The organism is Corynebacterium marquesiae (genome assembly GCF_030229635.1).
Lineage (GTDB): Bacteria > Actinomycetota > Actinomycetes > Mycobacteriales > Mycobacteriaceae > Corynebacterium > Corynebacterium marquesiae.
On record NZ_JASPII010000005.1, the window covers coordinates 22,183 to 38,430 of the forward strand.

Annotated in this window: 18 protein-coding genes and 1 riboswitch; of the genes, 4 read left to right on the top strand and 14 right to left on the bottom strand. The window is 65.2% G+C overall.

Annotated features, from left to right (window positions below; genetic code table 11):
• Positions 1–27 precede the first annotated feature (27 nt).
• The gene (locus QP971_RS04510) at positions 28–273 is read left to right on the top strand and encodes a hypothetical protein (protein WP_049377864.1); all 246 of its coding nucleotides are present in this window, start codon (positions 28–30) and stop codon (positions 271–273) included.
• Here the strand turns inward: QP971_RS04510 and QP971_RS04515 are convergent.
• The 7 genes from QP971_RS04515 to hemL all read right to left on the bottom strand — a co-directional run bounded on the left by QP971_RS04515 (position 270) and on the right by hemL (position 6,631).
• Entirely contained in the window at positions 270–530 is a 261-nt protein-coding gene (locus QP971_RS04515) for a helix-turn-helix domain-containing protein (RefSeq protein WP_239274492.1), read from the bottom strand. The genes QP971_RS04510 and QP971_RS04515 overlap by 4 nt on opposite strands.
• Entirely contained in the window at positions 531–1,550 is a 1,020-nt protein-coding gene (gene ccsB, locus QP971_RS04520; protein ID WP_284810969.1) for a c-type cytochrome biogenesis protein CcsB, read from the bottom strand.
• A 94-nt stretch (positions 1,551–1,644) separates the two neighbouring features.
• Positions 1,645–3,276, bottom strand: coding sequence for a cytochrome c biogenesis protein ResB (locus QP971_RS04525; protein WP_239274494.1), 1,632 nt, complete (start codon positions 3,274–3,276; stop codon positions 1,645–1,647).
• Between the two features lie 7 nt (positions 3,277–3,283).
• Positions 3,284–4,087, bottom strand: a complete 804-nt coding sequence (locus QP971_RS04530; RefSeq protein ID WP_284810970.1) for a cytochrome c biogenesis CcdA family protein — start codon at positions 4,085–4,087, stop codon at positions 3,284–3,286.
• Complete coding sequence (locus QP971_RS04535) at positions 4,088–4,699, bottom strand: TlpA disulfide reductase family protein (protein WP_284810971.1); 612 nt, start codon at positions 4,697–4,699, stop codon at positions 4,088–4,090.
• Entirely contained in the window at positions 4,699–5,307 is a 609-nt protein-coding gene (locus QP971_RS04540) for a histidine phosphatase family protein (RefSeq protein WP_005327918.1), read from the bottom strand. Before QP971_RS04540 ends, QP971_RS04535 begins: the two co-directional genes overlap by 1 nt.
• A gap of 22 nt (positions 5,308–5,329) precedes the next feature.
• Positions 5,330–6,631: a glutamate-1-semialdehyde 2,1-aminomutase gene (gene hemL, locus QP971_RS04545; protein WP_284810972.1), complete on the bottom strand. Its 1,302-nt coding sequence runs from the start codon at positions 6,629–6,631 to the stop codon at positions 5,330–5,332.
• Between the two features lie 107 nt (positions 6,632–6,738).
• On the opposite strand from hemL, the gene QP971_RS04550 reads away from it, so the two are divergent.
• A complete protein-coding gene (locus QP971_RS04550; protein ID WP_284810973.1) occupies positions 6,739–7,251 on the top strand; it encodes a hypothetical protein in 513 nt (170 codons plus the stop codon).
• Here the strand turns inward: QP971_RS04550 and QP971_RS04555 are convergent.
• Entirely contained in the window at positions 7,248–7,562 is a 315-nt protein-coding gene (locus tag QP971_RS04555) for a DMT family transporter (protein WP_005327239.1), read from the bottom strand. The genes QP971_RS04550 and QP971_RS04555 overlap by 4 nt on opposite strands.
• Before the next feature lie 8 nt (positions 7,563–7,570).
• A riboswitch (guanidine-III (ykkC-III) riboswitch) is annotated at positions 7,571–7,636 on the bottom strand.
• 30 nt (positions 7,637–7,666) lie between these two features.
• Here QP971_RS04555 and QP971_RS04560 point away from each other — a divergent pair.
• Entirely contained in the window at positions 7,667–8,515 is an 849-nt protein-coding gene (locus QP971_RS04560) for an NAD(P)-dependent oxidoreductase (RefSeq protein ID WP_284787727.1), read from the top strand.
• A gap of 116 nt (positions 8,516–8,631) precedes the next feature.
• Complete coding sequence (locus tag QP971_RS04565; RefSeq protein ID WP_284787725.1) at positions 8,632–9,663, top strand: HNH endonuclease signature motif containing protein; 1,032 nt, start codon at positions 8,632–8,634, stop codon at positions 9,661–9,663.
• A gap of 70 nt (positions 9,664–9,733) precedes the next feature.
• Here QP971_RS04565 and QP971_RS04570 read toward each other — a convergent pair whose 3' ends face one another.
• Genes QP971_RS04570 through QP971_RS04595 form a run of 6 tightly spaced genes read right to left on the bottom strand, consistent with a single transcriptional unit; the run spans position 9,734 to position 16,109 of the window.
• Positions 9,734–11,113 carry a protoporphyrinogen oxidase gene (locus QP971_RS04570; protein ID WP_198492460.1) on the bottom strand — a complete coding sequence of 460 codons (1,380 nt, stop codon included), beginning with the start codon at positions 11,111–11,113 and terminating at the stop codon, positions 9,734–9,736.
• Positions 11,114–12,148 carry a uroporphyrinogen decarboxylase gene (hemE, locus tag QP971_RS04575; RefSeq protein ID WP_284810974.1) on the bottom strand — a complete coding sequence of 345 codons (1,035 nt, stop codon included), beginning with the start codon at positions 12,146–12,148 and terminating at the stop codon, positions 11,114–11,116.
• A 37-nt stretch (positions 12,149–12,185) separates the two neighbouring features.
• The gene (locus tag QP971_RS04580) at positions 12,186–12,677 is read right to left on the bottom strand and encodes a tellurium resistance protein TerC (RefSeq protein ID WP_284791600.1); all 492 of its coding nucleotides are present in this window, start codon (positions 12,675–12,677) and stop codon (positions 12,186–12,188) included.
• Positions 12,674–13,411 (bottom strand): EMC3/TMCO1 family protein, encoded by a 738-nt coding sequence (locus QP971_RS04585; RefSeq protein ID WP_239274425.1) that lies wholly within the window; start codon positions 13,409–13,411, stop codon positions 12,674–12,676. Before QP971_RS04585 ends, QP971_RS04580 begins: the two co-directional genes overlap by 4 nt.
• Positions 13,412–13,420: 9 nt before the next feature.
• A complete protein-coding gene (gene hemB, locus QP971_RS04590) occupies positions 13,421–14,404 on the bottom strand; it encodes a porphobilinogen synthase (RefSeq protein WP_269953710.1) in 984 nt (327 codons plus the stop codon).
• Positions 14,405–14,432: 28 nt separating this feature from the next.
• Positions 14,433–16,109 (bottom strand): bifunctional uroporphyrinogen-III C-methyltransferase/uroporphyrinogen-III synthase, encoded by a 1,677-nt coding sequence (locus QP971_RS04595; RefSeq protein ID WP_225746033.1) that lies wholly within the window; start codon positions 16,107–16,109, stop codon positions 14,433–14,435.
• Positions 16,110–16,248 lie beyond the last annotated feature (139 nt).

The window sequence follows — 16,248 nt, forward strand, 5'->3', positions numbered from 1 at the left end:
GTACGCGGTGCAGGTAGAATCGCACGCATGGGCCGAATCATCCTGCTACTCCTCTTTGTTCTCGCCGCCTACCTCGTCTGGAAGGCCTTCGGGCCCTCGACATGGAAAAAGCACGAGGTGGAACAACCCCGCGCTATCAAAGGCCCCGACGATGACGAGGAATTCCTCTGGAACTTAGAAAAGGAGCGCTTCAAGCAGCGCCGCGCACAAGAGGCAGAAGAAGAAAAACGCCGCCAGCGCCGCAATCGCGGCACCGACGGCGACAAGGACTAGGAATCCTTCGGCACGAAGCGCATCTCCAAGCCGAGGGCCTCGGCCACGGCGGTAATCTTTTCCCACCGCACGCCCGCTCCACCGTGCTCGATGGTGTGGAGGGTGGAGCGGGAGATACCGGCGGCGTCGGCAAGCTGCTGCTGCAAAATGCCCAACTCGCGGCGCCGCTCGGCAAATTGGGCGCCAAGGCCCAAAATCACGGCATTATCGCCGGCCGGCTTGCCCTGCTTATGGCGCGGGCTCGTATGCTCCGCCATCTAGTTCAGCCCTGCATAGGAGTGCAGGCCGGAGACGACCATATTGATAAAGAACAGGTTGAAGACCATCAGCGCCATCGCCATGACGTTGATCCACGGCGCCGCCTTGCGGAAGGCCGGCGTCGCACGCGCATGCAGGTAGGCGGCATACAGGATCCAGGTAGCAAAAGACACAGTCTCCTTCGGGTCCCAGCCCCAGAAGCGACCCCAAGCGGACTCGGCCCAGATGGCACCCAAGATGATGCCCAGACCCAAGGTCGGCAGGGTGATAACTGCCAGGCGGTAGGCCAGCTGGTCAATCTTCGCGGCAGAAGGCAACGGGCGGGCTACAGCACCGAGGAGGCCATGCTCGGCATGCTTTGGCTGTGCCATACGCAAAAGAGTCAGCAGCGAGACAATGCCGGAGATAATACCGATGGACGCGCCCAAAGAAACCACGGTGACGTGGATGGGCAGCCAGTGCGACTGCAGCGCCGGCACCACCGGGGCGGACTCGGCATAAAGCTTGGTAGAACCATAAAACATCAACGCGAGGGTCGGGGTGAGCAGCCACGGCCACACGGTGCGCCATTCCTTGCGCTGCATGGCAATATTGCCCACGAGCAGCACACCGAAGCTCACCATCAGCACGTATTCGTACAGGTTGCCAAACGGGAAGCGGCCGGTGGCCAGGCCGCGCAGCACAATCGCCGCGGCGTGCAGGGCAATGCCCACCCACATCAGCGCGCTGGTCATGCCGCCGAGCTTATCGGCCTTGCGCTCCTTTTCCTGCAGCTCATCGGCCGTGATTCCGGAAGAGGACTGGGCAACCTCGCCGGCATAGCTGTGCTTGTCGACGCCCCCAGCGCCCGCCCCCACCAAGACCTTCGCGGCCTCGGACTTCACGGCGCGGCGGCCCTCGATGATGCCCTGCATACGGCCGTAGTAAAACAGCGACAAAAAGAGCGCGACGCAGTACACCACAAAGGCGGTCTGCACCGCGATATCCGAGAAATTAGACAGATTCTGATCGATCTGCATGAATGCTCCTAGCCTTCACACGTGCGGGGTAAGTGCTGATTACCTTACTCAGCGAAACGACCCAATCCAACTTTTGTTGGATCGGGCCGGGGCGCTAGTCATTGGTATAAAGTTCGTCTTCTTCGACCTCGTCTGGGTCGGGCAGTTCGAGCAGCGCTCGGTGCAGCTCGTGGAACTCCTCGGACCAGCCGGCGCGGTCGGTGCGGGCGAGGCCACCCATCTCCACGTCGGTGCCGCCGGTCGCGTTCGGCCGCAGGCGGATGTAGACGCGGCGGCGCTTAATTATCAGCGATCCCACCAAGGAAATGAGCATCACCAGCGCGGAGGCCAGCACCCACTTCTGGAAAGGATCATAAGAGACCTGGTAGTTGGCGAACTCGCTGGCGCCGTCGAAGGTGATCTTCGTGCCATCGTCCAGGGTGACGTCCTCGCCCTGGTTGAGGTTCACGCGGTCAATCTTTTGTAGCTGGCCGGACTGCACCAGGTTCGGGTCCAGCGAGAAGAAGGACTGCGGGGTGCCGGTGTCCAAGCCGGCATCGCCGCGGTAGATATCGATGGCCATCGCCGGATCCTGCAGCCCGGGATATGCGGACTGCAGCAGCTTGCCGTTCTCGCCGGCCCATTCGGCCGTGGGCGCGAAGAGACCCTGGATGGCGATCTGGTTCTGGCGGCGGTCATAGAGATCTGGATGCATGCCGGCCGGCGGGTCGAAGCGCATTGCGCCGGAGGACAAGAAGAAGGTCGTGTCATTCGGCTGGAACTGAATGGTCTGGGTGCGCTTTTCGCCATTGGGCCATTCCACCGTGACCGTCGGCGCGTAGCCGTGGCCCTGCAAGTAGACGCGGTTGTGCGCCAAGCGCAGTGGGTGGTTGACCTTAAGCTCATAGTCCTTCCACTCGGAGTCATCCTTGTAGATGTCCTCGCCCTCCGCGTAGGAGACGTTGGAAGTAAACATCTCCGCCTGGCCGTTGGGCAGGTATTCCGCCGCGAAGTCATGGGCGACGAAGCAGAAGGGGTGGAGACCGGTGCCGTCGAAAAGCGGACCGGCACGGAAGGAGTCAAAATTGGACGTGGAAGTATTGCAGAACTCCGTGGACTGGTCCAAGGTCTGGCCGCCGCCCTGCGAGCCGGACTCGGTGACCACGATGACCTGGCCCTCGTAGTTGACCAAGCGGCCGGCGGCGACGGTCACCAAGATGGCCACCAGCGCCACGTGGAAGATCAGGTTGGCCAGCTCGCGGCCGTAGCCGCGCTCCGCGGAGAAAGCATGCACACCGGCGCGGTCTTTTTCGGGGGAGTACTCGGCCACGCGCCACTTCTTCAGGCGCTTTTTGATTTCTGCGGATAGCTCGTCCTCGCTCTTATCCGAATGTCCCTCGGCTGCCAGCGGCAGCTTGTGGAGGTACTTCGGCGCGCGCGTTGGCGGGGTCTTCCACGCCTTGTAGTGATCCCAGGAGCGCGGCAGGATGCAGCCCACTAGGGAAATGGCCAAGAGGATGAAGATGGCCTGGAACCAGACGGAAGAAAAGACGTCGAAAAGCTGCAGCTTGTCGTAGATCTTCGCTACGTTGCCGTTGGACTCGATGAAGTCCTGCACGTTCTGCTCGTTGAGGTCGCGCTGCGGCAGCAAGGAACCGGGAATCGCGGCCAGCGCCAGCAAGAAAAGCAGCGCCAGTGCCGTGCGCATGCTGGTCAGCCAATGCCAGGCTTTGCGGAAATATTTCACGTCTCTCCTAAATCAGGGTTGCGCCAAAGTTGCCGGTCCACTGGCGGATGAGGCTAATAAACTCGCCCCACAGACCGGTTACCAGGGCCAGGCCGACGAGTATCATGGCCACGCCGCCGATTATCTGGATGGTATGCGAGTGCTTACGGGCCCACGAAATCGAACGCATCGCCCGCGCGGAGCCCAGCGCCACCAGCAGAAACGGCAGGCCCAAGCCCAGGCAATAAAAGATGATGAGCAACACGCCGCGCGCAGCCGTCATGCCTTCGGTGCCGGCCGATACGGAAATGATGGCGGCCAGCGTTGGGCCCAAACACGGCGTCCAGCCCAGCGCGAATATCCCGCCCAGCAGCGGCGCGCCTAGCCAGGTGGTCCAGCGCTTCGGTGCCATGCGGGTGTCTTTTTGCAGCGCCGGGATCGCGCCGAGGAAAACCACACCCATCAGGATGGTCACGCCGCCGCCTACCCGCATGAGCGTCTCCTCATTGAGCCGGAGCGCGGAAATCGCGCCGAATACGGAGACCGTCGCCAGCAGGAAAACCACGGTAAATCCTAGGATGAACAAGGCGGCGGCCAGTACCACGGCCCATTGCCTGCGCTTGCCGACGCCCACCCCCAACTCACCGTCAAACGTAACCTCGCCGCCCACCACGCCGGCTAGGTAGGAAATATAGCCAGGCACCAGTGGGATCACGCACGGGCTGGCGAAGCTCACCAGCCCCGCCACGGCGGCCGCGAACAGGCCCAGAATGAGTGGGCCGGAGGTCGCGGCCTCGGCAAAGGAGTTGCCGATGCTCGCTGCGTTGTCCATTTATTCCTTTTCTAGTTTGTCCACTACGTCCATCACATCTTGGGCGGTGATGGACCGCAAAAAGACCGTAGCCGGGCGGTGCTGTTTGTCCAAGACGATGGTGGTCGGGACCACGGAGGTGGGCACGCCGCCCAGGGCCGCCGCGGTCTTAAATGGTGGATCGTAGATGGAGGGATACTTCAGCCCGTTATCTTCGAGGAAGTCATTGGACACCTGCGGGTTATAGTCGCGCACATTGATGCCCAGGACCGTACCGATCTGGCGTTTTTGCAGCTCGGAGTGGACCTCTTGGAGGTCATCGGCCTCGGCGCGGCACGGAGCGCACCACTGGCCCCAGGAGTTGAGCACGACGATTTCGCCCTCAAAATCCTCCAGGGAAATGGTCTTATCCGTATCGCGCACATCCTCGCCGGAGAAGGTGCGCAGCGGCTTGCGCTCGGATTCCTCGTAATTGATGACCTTTTCGCCGCCGGGCGTGATGAACTCGAAATTGCCGCCGGTAGCCACCGCGTTTTGCGCGTTATCGGCATCCTGCGAGCAACCAGCAAGCGGCAGCGCGATGGCTGCCGCCGTCAGCACCGCGCCGACTGCGCGTCTGCGTTGCGCTGCCATTAAATCTCCTGGGCCGGCGAGGAGTAGAAGATATCGGTGACCTGGTTATCCTCAAAAAGCAGGGAGGTTACCGAGGCCAAGTCGCATTCGCGGTTCCACGGCGCGTGCGGCAGGCGCTGGCCCAGCACGGTGCGCTGCACCATCACGATGGGCAGCTGGTGGCTGACCAAGATCGCCTCGTGGCCGGCCGCGGCGGTGCGGGCGCGTTCGATGGAGCCCAGCATTCGCTCGGCAATCTGCTCATAGGGCTCGCCCCACGAGGGCTCCAGCGGGTTGACCAGCAGCGGCCAGCGGCGCGGGTTCCACAACGCGGAGCGCAGGCCCTTGGTGCGCAGGCCCTCGAAGCGGTTGCCGGATTCAATGAGCGTCTTATCGACGTCCACGTCTAGCCCCGTTACCTGCGCAATCGGCCGCGCGGTTTCCTGGGCGCGCTGCAGCGGCGAGGCCGCCAGGTAGGTCACATCGTGGTCGCGGAAGGACTCCGCGGTGCGCGCCGCCATGGAATGCCCGCGCGAGGACAGGTGATAGCCCGGGATGCGCCCGTAGAGGATCTTCTCCGGGTTGTGGACCTCGCCGTGGCGCACGAGGTGAACGATGGTGCGTGTCATGTCTCTCCTTGGTGTGCGGGACTTAATGTGCGGGACGCGCGGCGGCCGCAGCTTGGGCAGCGGGCTTGAGGGCGGCTTCGATGAGTTCGAAGTCGGCGTCGGTAAGTGCATCCGAGACAAACCAGGTCTCGAATGGGCTCGGCGCGACGTAGATGCCGTTATCCAGCAGGGCGTGGAAGAACGGGGTGAAGCGGAAGGTCTCGGCCGCCTGCATATCGGCAAAGTTGCGGCCCTCGCCCTCGGCAAAGCGGATGGAGAACATCGAGGATGCGCGCTGAATGTGGTGCGCTACGCCCTCGGCCGATAGCGCGGAGGAAATCATGCCGGTCAGGCGGTCCGCGTTGGCCTGCAGGCGCTCGTAGAGCGATTCATCGGCCAGCTCCAAAGACTTCAGGCCGGAGGCCATGGCCACCGGATTACCGGACAGGGTGCCAGCCTGGTAGACCGGCCCTTCCGGCGCAAGGTAGTCCATAACTTCGGCGCGGCCGCCGAAAGCAGCAGCCGGCAGGCCGCCGGAGACGACCTTGCCGAAGGTCACCAAGTCCGCCGCCACGCCGTCGACGCCGTACCAACCCTTATAGGAAGTGCGGAAGCCGGTCATGACCTCGTCGAGGATGAGGAGGGCGCCGTCTTCATGGGCGACGTCGGCAAGCGCGGCATTGAAGCCCTCCTCCGGTGCCACGGTTCCCATGTTGCCGGCCGAGGCCTCCGCAATAATGCAAGCAATCTCGCCTGGGTGCTGCGCAAATGCCTCGCGCACGGCCTCGATATCGTTATAGGGAACGACGATGGTATCGGCCGCCGTCGCACCCGTCACGCCCGGGGAATCCGGCAGCGCAAAAGTCGCCACGCCGGAGCCGGCCGAGGCCAACAGCGCGTCCACATGGCCGTGGTAGCAACCCTCGAACTTCAAAACCTTGGCACGACCAGTGTAGCCGCGGGCCAGGCGCACCGCAGACATGGTGGCCTCGGTGCCGGAGTTAACCATGCGCACCTTATCGGCCGCGGTGCGCGACACAATGGCCTCCGCCAGCAAAGCCTCACCCTCGGTGGGCGAGCCAAAGCTCAAGCCACCCGCTGCGGCCTGCTGCACGGCCTCCACAATCTCTGGGTGCGCATTGCCGTGAATCATCGGGCCATAGGAGCTGACCAGGTCAACGTACTCGTTGCCGTCGGCATCCCACAGGCGCGAGCCCGCACCGCGCTCAATCACGCGAGCCTGGCCACCCACGGAGCCAAATGCGCGCACCGGCGAGTTCACCCCGCCCGGAATCACCTTGGAAGAACGCTCAAACCACTGTTGCGACTGGGAAGTATTAGGCATGTCTGACATTCTAGCGATTCGCGCGCTATACAAAAGTTGGAGTGCGCGATTCACAGTCAGCCGCTAAACTTCGGGGCGTTGCACGTTTCAATTCGGGGGGATTTTCAATGCAGCGCACTCTCATTTTTGCTATTCTGGCCGCTTTCTGCCTCGCCGGCTGCGCCCATCCCGAGCCCGAGCGGCCGCTGCCCACCTCGGTGGGTGCCACCCCGCTTGCCGACGCCCCCTCCTGGCAGCCCCCTCCCCGCCCGCTCGCCCCGCGCGACCTTCCTCGGGAGGACAAGCCGGCCGCTCCTTCGCCGCCGGCCGCAGAGCCTGCGTCGTTGGACAAGGCACCTGCTCCTGCGCCTAAACCTGATGCGCATCCTAGCCCGGTTCCTGCTCCCCAGCAGCGTCCCGCACCCGCACCTGCACCGGCACCCCGCCCGCAACCTGCAGCGCCGGCCCCACGCCCACCTGCGCGGGATAAAAGCGGCCTGCCGAACCTGAATATCCCGCCGCACGAGGTCCGTGGGCGCATCGACGACGCGGTGCCTGATGTGCCGGCCGTGCCCGCCGTGCCTGCGCCCGCCCCGCCGGAGTTGCCGCTGCCGCCCGCGCCACGCATTCCGGGCCTCTAGCTCACCGCTTTCAGCCCCACGATGCCGCCGATGATCATGGCGAGGAATAACACCTTCCACACCGTGGCGGCCTCGTGTCCAGCGGCGAAAGAATAAATAACCGCCACCGACGCGCCAACGCCCGCCCACACCGCATAGGCCGTGCCCACCGGGATGCTGCGCATCGCCCAGGCCAGCCCGCCCATGGAAATCGCGCAAGCCACGAGGAAAATGAGCGAGGGCCACAGGCGAGTAAAACCTGCGGACTTATCCAGCGCCGCCGCCCACACGGCCTCGAATGCGCCGGAGAAAATCAAGATGAACCACGCCATAGCTGCTTCCTGGCCGTCTTTTCGCGTCGCCGGGTACGGCTCCCTCGTCCGGGCCCGCACGAAAGGCGGCGAGCCTGCACCCAATGATGGCACACTGGGAAACCATGAGGATTGCATTTCTTGGAACTGGCCGCATGGGAACCGAACTAGCCCGCCGCCTGCTCAATGAGCAAGGCGGCATCGAATTGACCGTCTGGAACCGCACCGCCGAGCGCGCCCAGCCGCTGGTGGAGGAAGGCGCCGAGCTTGCTGCCTCGCCCACCGAGGCCGTAGCGAACGCCGAGGTCATTATTACCTCTCTCTTCGGGCCTGACGATGTCCGCGAGGTCGTCATCGAGCCGCAGCTCATCCCCGCGGGCGTGACGTGGGTCGATACCACCACCGTCTCGCCCAACGATGCCCGCGAGTTCGCCGCCGCCGTGGAAACCTACGTCCACGCCCCGGTCGTCGGCACGCTCGGCCCGGCCCGCGAGGGCAAGCTCGGCGTCTATGTGGGCACGCCTGACGACGCCCGCCGCGAGCAAGCCATGTCCCTCGCCGAGTCCTGGGCGGGCGAAGACAAGCTCATCGGAGTGGAGGCGGCGGCCACGGCGGCCATCGGAAAGCTGCTGGCGAACCTCGCGCTCGCCGTCACCGCCGAGGGCCTGCTCGAAGCCCTGCAACTCGGCGAGTCCGAGGGCCTGGACTCCGAGGTGGTGCTGCAGATGCTCGATATCACCGGCCTGTCATTCATCGCCAATATGAAGGCGCCGTTTATCACCGGCGAGCGCAATACCGACCCGGGCGATTTCACCGTCGACGCCCTGGCCAAGGACGCCAAGCTCATGGAGATGACCTCCACCAAGCCGCTGCCCGCCCTGACCGCCGCCATCGGCCGCTTCGAGGAAATGCAGGCCATGGGCCACGGCAATCAGGACTTCTCCTCCATCTTCGTCTTCCGCAATAAGGGCTAGTTATCCACAGGCCCTCCGGGCGTGCGGGCCGAAATTCGCCCTTTGGGCCCTAGTTATCCACAGGTTCGCGCGCTCGCCCTCGCGCGGGTTGCGCGCCGTGGCTTAAGCTGCGGGGCATGACAGCTCTTCAGACTTATCTTGCGGCCCTGGCGCCTGGCATCGACATCGTTGCCGGGTGCGCCGGCATGTCTGAAGACCAGCTGCGCGCCGCAGGGGCGCCCAATAAGACGGCCCGCACTTTGCTCACGCTTGCCGACGCCCTCTTTGCCCCCACCTCCTTCACCCGCCAGCAACGCCAGGCGGTTACCGCCGCGCGCGACCGCGCCCACCCGCTACCCACGCTGGAGGTTATCGAGCGCTACGCATCCCGCGCTAAGACCAAACGCGATGCCTGGCGCCTGCGCGTGGAGCTGTGCCGCACTGCCGCCGATACCGATGAGATGGAAAAGCTGGCGCGCAAGAAGCTGCGCGAGCTCAATCCCCCAGCCCCTCCGCGCCCCGGTGTGCGCATCCGCCGCCGCAAGGACGCGCCGTGGACCCTCGCGATTACCGGGCCCTCTTCGCTCATCGCGGACTTGGAATCCAGCCTGGACGAGGACGCGCCTCTCGCTTCCGTTGCGGAGCTCTTCTCCCCTTCCGGCGCCGCCCCAGCCACCCGTCCAACTATTACGACGAATGCAATTATCACGCTCGACGAACTCGACCGCATCATCGATGGCGACGGCGAGGAAATCACCATCCAGCTCACCAACGGTGCCCGCCTCACCGGCGCGGAACTCGTTTCGCGCACGCTGGCAGAGCGCGGGCTTATCACCCTCGTTCACCCCTTCGAGGGCGCGGTCAATCTCTACCGCACGGAACGCATGGCCAGCGAAAAGCAGCGGCTCATGGCCGCCGCGGAAAATCCGGTATGCCCGTGGTCCGAATGCAACTATCCGGCGGATAAATGCCAGGTACACCACTTGCAGGCGTGGCGACACGGCGGCGATACCAATATGGCAAACCTCGCGACCTGTTGCCCGTACCACAACGGCGTCAACGACGATGACCCGAATGCCCCACCGTTGCGCGGGCGCCTCGTTCGGCGCCGAGGCCGCGTGGTCTGGCAGCCGCCCTGGGCTCACACCGCGACATCATCGCCCCAGTAGCCCCGCAACCACCAGGCAGCAGGATGCCCTGCTGCCGCATTGGCATGCCCGCAGCTAGCGAGCCCCGCCGCTAGCGAGCGATGCGGGCCGCAGCAGCGCGGGCGTCCGCGATAACGTTGGGTACACCGACCCCGCCGGCCCAAGCTCCGGTGGCATCGATGCCCGGCGTCGCCGCGAGGGCACCGCGCGCACCAGCCACGGTTTCCAGGTGGCCGGCATCAAAGCGCGGCAGGCCGCCGAACCAGCGCTGGGTGAAAATCTCGGCAACGCCCGCGGCGCGGCCGTCGAAGCCGGTGAGCCGCTGGAGGTCGTCGAGAGCGTAGTCGACGAGGTCATCTTCCTCGGCGCGGACGATGGCGTCGTCGCCAAAGCGGCCAAAGGAGGCGCGCACGAGAGCCCCGCCGCGCTCTGCCAAGTGCGGCCACTTGCGCGAGGACAGCGTGAATGCCTTGGCGTGAACGTCGTCTTGGTCAGTGGCCACGAGGATGCCAGAATTCTGCGGCAATGCGTTGCCGGCCGGGTCCGTGTCAGACTCGAACTTCAGGCCCACGACTGCCGACGCCGCTAGCTTCACGCTCTTCAACCGCTCCGCCGCCCGCGGGGACACCTTGGGCAGCAGGCGCGCTGCGGTCGGGGCCGGGGTGGCCACCAGCACGCGGTCAAAGGGGGCGGTATCGCCGGGTGCGCCGGCCAAGCGGAATTTCTCGCCCTCGCGAGTGATGCCCGAGATGAAGGTATCGAGGTAGATCTTGGCACGGGATTTATCGGCCAGCGCCTCGTAGAGTTCTGCGTAGCCGCCGCGGAAGGTCTGAAAGACGGGTCCGCCGCTGCTCGGCTTGGCCGCGCGGGCCTCTTCCAGCGAGCGGACCGCGGCCGAGAGTGTGACTGGGCCGCGCTCGGAGAGCGCGTCGAGCGTCTCGGCCAGCGCTGGGATGGTCGCGCGCACACCCAGGTCATCGGCCGAGCAGGAGTACACGCCACCGAGGAGGGCGGAGATGACGTGGTCAACGAGGTCGTCGCCAAACTGCTGGCGCACCAGGCGGCCCACGGAGACGTCGCTCCCAGCCGTCCACTCGAAAGGCTCCTCGTTATCGATGCGACGCGCAGTCTCGGCCGAGACCAAGTGTGCGACCGGCTCCGAGTGCGAAGGAATGCCCATCATCCCGCCGCGCGGCAGCGGCTTAAGCTCGCCGGAGTACACCAGCGAGTGCAGACCGGAGGGCTCAACCAGGCTGTCGCCCAGGCCGAGGGATTCAATGAACTCCACGGCGTCGCGGCGGCGGGCGAGGAAGGCCTCGGCGCCCATGTCGGTGGGGCCGTCATTAAACGGCACGGAGTACAGCTTGCCGCCGATACGGCCGGCGGCCTCGAAAACCTCAACGTCGTGGTCGCGCAGCTCGTAAGCGGCCGTCAAGCCCGCCAGGCCGGCGCCAATAATCGCAATACGCATTTAGCCCTCCTCGTGGATGATGGATACGGCGCGGGTGATGGCCTCCGCGTCGGTAGTTGGCAAGACCCCGTGGCCGAGGTTCCAGATATGGCCGTCAATATCGCCGCGCTCGCGGGCCCGGTCGACCTCGCCGCGGATGGTGCGCACGGCCTGGCGCACGGCGGCATCGCCGGCAAAAAGCATGGCCGGGTCGAGGTTGCCCTGCAGCACGCGGGCGCCGACGCGCTCGGCCGCGGCGTCCATGGGCACGCGATAATCGACGCCCATAACTTCCGACCCCGCCTCCGACATGGCCGGCAGCAGCTCGCCGGTGCCGACGCCGAAGTGAATGCGTGGAATCTCCACTCCGGCCAGAATTTCCCGGGAGTACGGAAGCACGAACTCGCGGTAGTCGCGCTCATTGAGGTAGCCGGCCCAGGAATCGAAAAGCTGCATGGCATCAATGCCGGCATCGACCTGCACCTGCAGGAAACGGGTGATGGTCGGCACCAGGCGGCGCATGAGCATGTGCCAGGTCTCCGGCTCGGCGTGCATGAGGGCCTTGGTGCGCTCGTGGTTCTTGGATGGCCCGCCCTCAATGAGGTAGCTGGCCAGCGTGAACGGCGCGCCAACAAAACCAATGAGCGCTTGGGTTTCGCTAAGCTCGGCCAGGATACGGGCGATACCTTCGGTAACTTCGGGGACGTCGGTCTCTAGCAATGGCAGCTTGCCGACGTCCTCCCTACTCCTCACCGCCTGCTCCATCACCGGCCCACGACCGGGCACGATATCGACCTTGACGCCCGCCGCCTTGAGCGGGACGACGATATCGGAGAATAAAATGGCGGCGTCGACGTCGTGGCGGCGCACCGGCTGGAGGGTGATTTCTGCCAGCAGTTCCGGCATGAAGCAGGAATCGAGCATGCTAATCCCCTCGCGGGCGGCGCGGTACTCCGGCAACGAGCGGCCGGCCTGGCGCATGAACCAGACTGGGGGTCGGGAGGGGGTGCGGCCGAGGGCGGCGTCGATAAGCGGGGCACGATTGAGTCGAGACATGCCCCAATTATGAATCAAAAGTTGGAGTGAGGGCTAATTAGCCACGCAAGCTGCGGTCCTTGATGAAGCGGTTGGACTGCGGCTGGAAAAGCATCGCGAGGGCGACGATCAAGGTGATGGGGATAATCAGCAGCCCGAGCCCGCCGATGCCGAGTGCGAGGGCGGCGATATTGGTAAAAAGCGTGAACGCGATGACCACGGTAATGATGCGGCGCGCCCACTTGGACCCGCCGGCCAGCTGCGCCGCGAAGAGCGCAAGCAGGATGGCGCCGACGGCATTGGTCACCGCGACAAAAAGGCGATTGGAATGGAGGTACTCCGCGACCTGCGCATTCTGCGGCTCTACCTGTGGCCCACCCGAGCCGAAGATGCCCACCATGCCGCTCACCAGCATGAGCACGGCACCGACGACGAGTACCCAATATGCCCAACGCAGGGGCCGCGGCCACACGTCGAGGTTCTGGTTGGCGGAGGAGTTTCGGGCCGCCCGGTTATAGTCCCGGGGCCCGGGCCGATCGGTATTGCTCATCGCTCATCCTCCCGGTCGGTCCGGTCAGCACGGTCGGTGCGGTTGGTGCGGTCGGGGCGTTCGCGCTTGCTGCGCTGGTCGCCCTTGGAACGCTTGCGCTCCTCCTCGGCGCGTTTCTTCTCGCGCTGCGCTTGCTCGAGTTCCTTTTCCAGCTCGCGCATCTGCTCGAGCTCGCCGGTGTAATCCAAGGTATCGGCCCGCACGGAGAAAATCAGGCCGAGCACCGCCGCGACGCCGACGAGAATTTGCACCATGCCATCGGCGGCAAAGAGCCAATCGGGCACGTCCGCGCCGGCTGGGGTGACCATGAAGGTCAGCAGAATGCGGAATCCAAAGTAGATCGAAAAAGCGAACCACACGCGGCGCGAGGTGCCGGCCCGCTTGCTGCGGTTAGCAAGGGACCGCAACAGGAAGGCCAACAGCACGATAATCGCCAAGGAAATGGCAGCCGAAAGAGCGACGGAGCCGTAGGCGGCGGTGCGGAGGAAGGCGTCGGAAAGCTGGGCTTCATCCACGCCGCCCGGTGCGGACTTGGCCATCTCCTTGGCCTGCGACATGAGTACGTCGTGGTTGAGCAGCGTGAGCACCACGTTGAGCACCTGGTGCACGGCCTCGCCGCATAGCGCGCCCAGCCACAGCCACAGCATGTACGTCACGGACTCCGGCCGCTGCTGCTGCCGCGGCGGGCGTTGCGTGCGAGGGGCAGGGGCGGGCGACGGGGGCGTAGCAGTCACAGGGGTCCTTTACTTGAGAAGGCGGGCGGCTTCGGTAGCGAAGTAGGTCAGAATCTGGCCGGCGCCGGCGCGCTTGAATGCGGTCAGCGACTCGAGCATGATGGCCTCGCCATCGATCCACCCGTTGGCGGCCGCGGCCTTGACCATCGCGTACTCACCGGAGACCTGGTAGACCGCGACCGGCACGGGAGAAGTCTCCGCCACGGCCGAAAGCACATCCAAGTAGGGCAGACCGGGCTTGACCATGACGAAGTCCGCACCCTCTTCGATGTCGAGCTCGGCTTCGAGCAGGGATTCGCGGAAGTTGCGCGGGTCCTGCTGATAGGTGCGGCGGTCGCCCTCGAGGGAGGAACCGACGGCATCGCGGAACGGGCCGAAGAAGACGGAGGCGTACTTGGCGGAATAAGCCATGATGGCCACGTCCTCGTGGCCGGCCTCGTCGAGGTCGGCGCGGATGGCGGCAACCTGGCCGTCCATCATGCCGGACGGGGAGACGATCTGGGCGCCGGCGCGGGCTTGGGAGCGGGCCATGTCTTGGTAGAGCTTGACGGATTCGTCGTTAAGCACACGGCCCTTGTCATCCAGCACGCCGCAGTGGCCGTGGGAGGTGAATTCGTCCAGGCAGGTATCGGCCATAACGATGAGGTCATCGCCGAATTCCTCGTGCAGGCAGGAAATACCGCGGTTCAAAATGCCCTGGGGGTCCCAGGCGACGGAGCCGGTCTCATCCTTGTCCTCATCGAGCGGCACGCCGAAAAGGTCGATGCACGGCACGCCGGCCTCCAGCGCTTCCTCGGCCGCGCGGCGCAGGGAATCGAAAGTGTGCTGGTAGACGCCCGGCATGGAGGGAATCTCGCGCGGGGCGTCGAGACCGTCCACGATGAACATGGGCAAAATCAGGTCCGAGGGGCGGACCTCGGTTTCGGCCACGAGGTTGCGCATCGCGGGGGTGGTGCGCAGGCGGCGTGGGCGGCGGGCTGGGAAGGTGCTCATTGGGTACTCCTTAGAGCGAGACTAAAACTTATGCCTTGTCGACCTTAGTAGCCTTCTTGCGCGAGCGGCGTTTCTTGCGCGGCGCGGGCAGGTTTCCGGCGGCGCGGAGGGCGGCGACGTGGTCTGCGAGGGCGTCGACAAGCGCGGGCACGTCGGCGACTTCGGGCACCACATCGACGCGCAGGCCCATCTCTTCCGCGGCCGCTCTTGCCGACGGCCCGATACACGCAATGATCGTCCGCTGGTGCGGTTTGCCCGCAATGCCCACCAGATTGCGCACGGTGGATCCGGAGGTGAACGCGACGGCATCGAAGCCGCCGGTCTTGATCATGTCGCGGATTTCGGCCGAGGGTGGGGCGGCGCGGACGGTGCGGTAGGCCACGACGTCGTCGACCTCCCAGTCGAGGGCCTTGAGCCCGTCAACCAGGGTGTCGGCCGCGATATCGGCGCGCGGGAGCAGGACGCGGCCGACGGCGTCGATATCTTCCACAAAGTTGGGGAAGACATCGAGCAGGCCCTCGGCGTTCTGCTTCTTCTTGTGTGGCAAGAGCTCCGGGACCATGCCTTTGGCGCGGATGGCGGCCGCGGTTTTGGTGCCCACGGCCGCAAGGTGGACGCCGGCGAAATCGCGGGCGTCGAGACCGAGTTGGGCGATCTTCTCCCATACCGCGGTCACGGCGTTGACGGAGGTGAAGACGATCCACTTATAGCGGCCCTCGACGATGCCCTTGATGGCGCGGTCCATCTGCGCCGGGTTGCGCGGCGGTTCGATGGAGATGGTGGGCACGTTTTGCGGGATGGCGCCGTAGCCGGCTAGGCGCGCGGACATCGGGCCGGCTTGTTCCTTGGTGCGCGGGACGAGCACGCGCCAACCATAGAGCGGGCGGTTTTCCCACCAGGAGTATTTGGTGCGGTCGTCGATGCTGCGGCCGAGGGTGACCACGAGCGGGCCGGTGAGGTCAGCGTCCAGCTTGCCCATGGTGCCCAGCGTGGTCTCATAGGTGCGCTGCAGGCGGGTGGTGCCGTGGACGGTGACGAATGCTTCGGTCTCGGCCGGCATGCCGCGCTGCTGCAGCTCATCGGAGATCACCGGCAAGTCTTCCTTGGTGGCCTGCAGGACGATGGGCTGGGTGGCATTGGCCAGCGCGTCCCAATCGGCGCCGTCGGTTACGTCGGCCTCGGTATAGGTCGAGCCGAGCGCAATGCCGGCAAAGGACGGCACGGTAGATGGCAGGGACATGCCCGGCACTACCTGGAATTCCAGGCCGGCAGACGCCACGGCGTTGATCTCCGCCTTGATGGACTCGCGGTGCAGTGGGTTGCCGGTGACCAGGCGGATGACGTCCTCGCCATCGGCCTCGACCAAGCACTCGCGCAGCTGGGCGACGATATCTGCGGCCGGCTCGTACAACACCGCGGCCGTTGGCGGCGCGGGGCGCGGCGGTTTGCGGCGCGCGCCCTTGGCCTTGGCATCGGCGCACATTTGGGCGTATTCGGCCTCGGCGGCGTCGAGAAGCTCTTGCGGAACGGGCAGCGCGGCGGCGACGGCATCGCGCACGCCCTGCATGACCTGCGGATCGGTCACGGCGATGGCACTATTTGCCAGAACCTCGCGGGCGCGCACGGTCAGCAGGTCGGGATTACCTGGACCAGCGCCCACAAAGACGATCTTGCCCAATTGGGTGTCTGGCGCGGCATTGCTCATAAAGTTCTTTTCTAAAATCGGGCGCGCGGCACCGCGCACGGACATGATCGCATGCGGTGTGCTTCCCCGCGCCGGCGGTGGGTGACACGGTCTTAACGGCCAAAATCCCAGGCCTTGCGTCCTGGGATGCCCTTAAAGG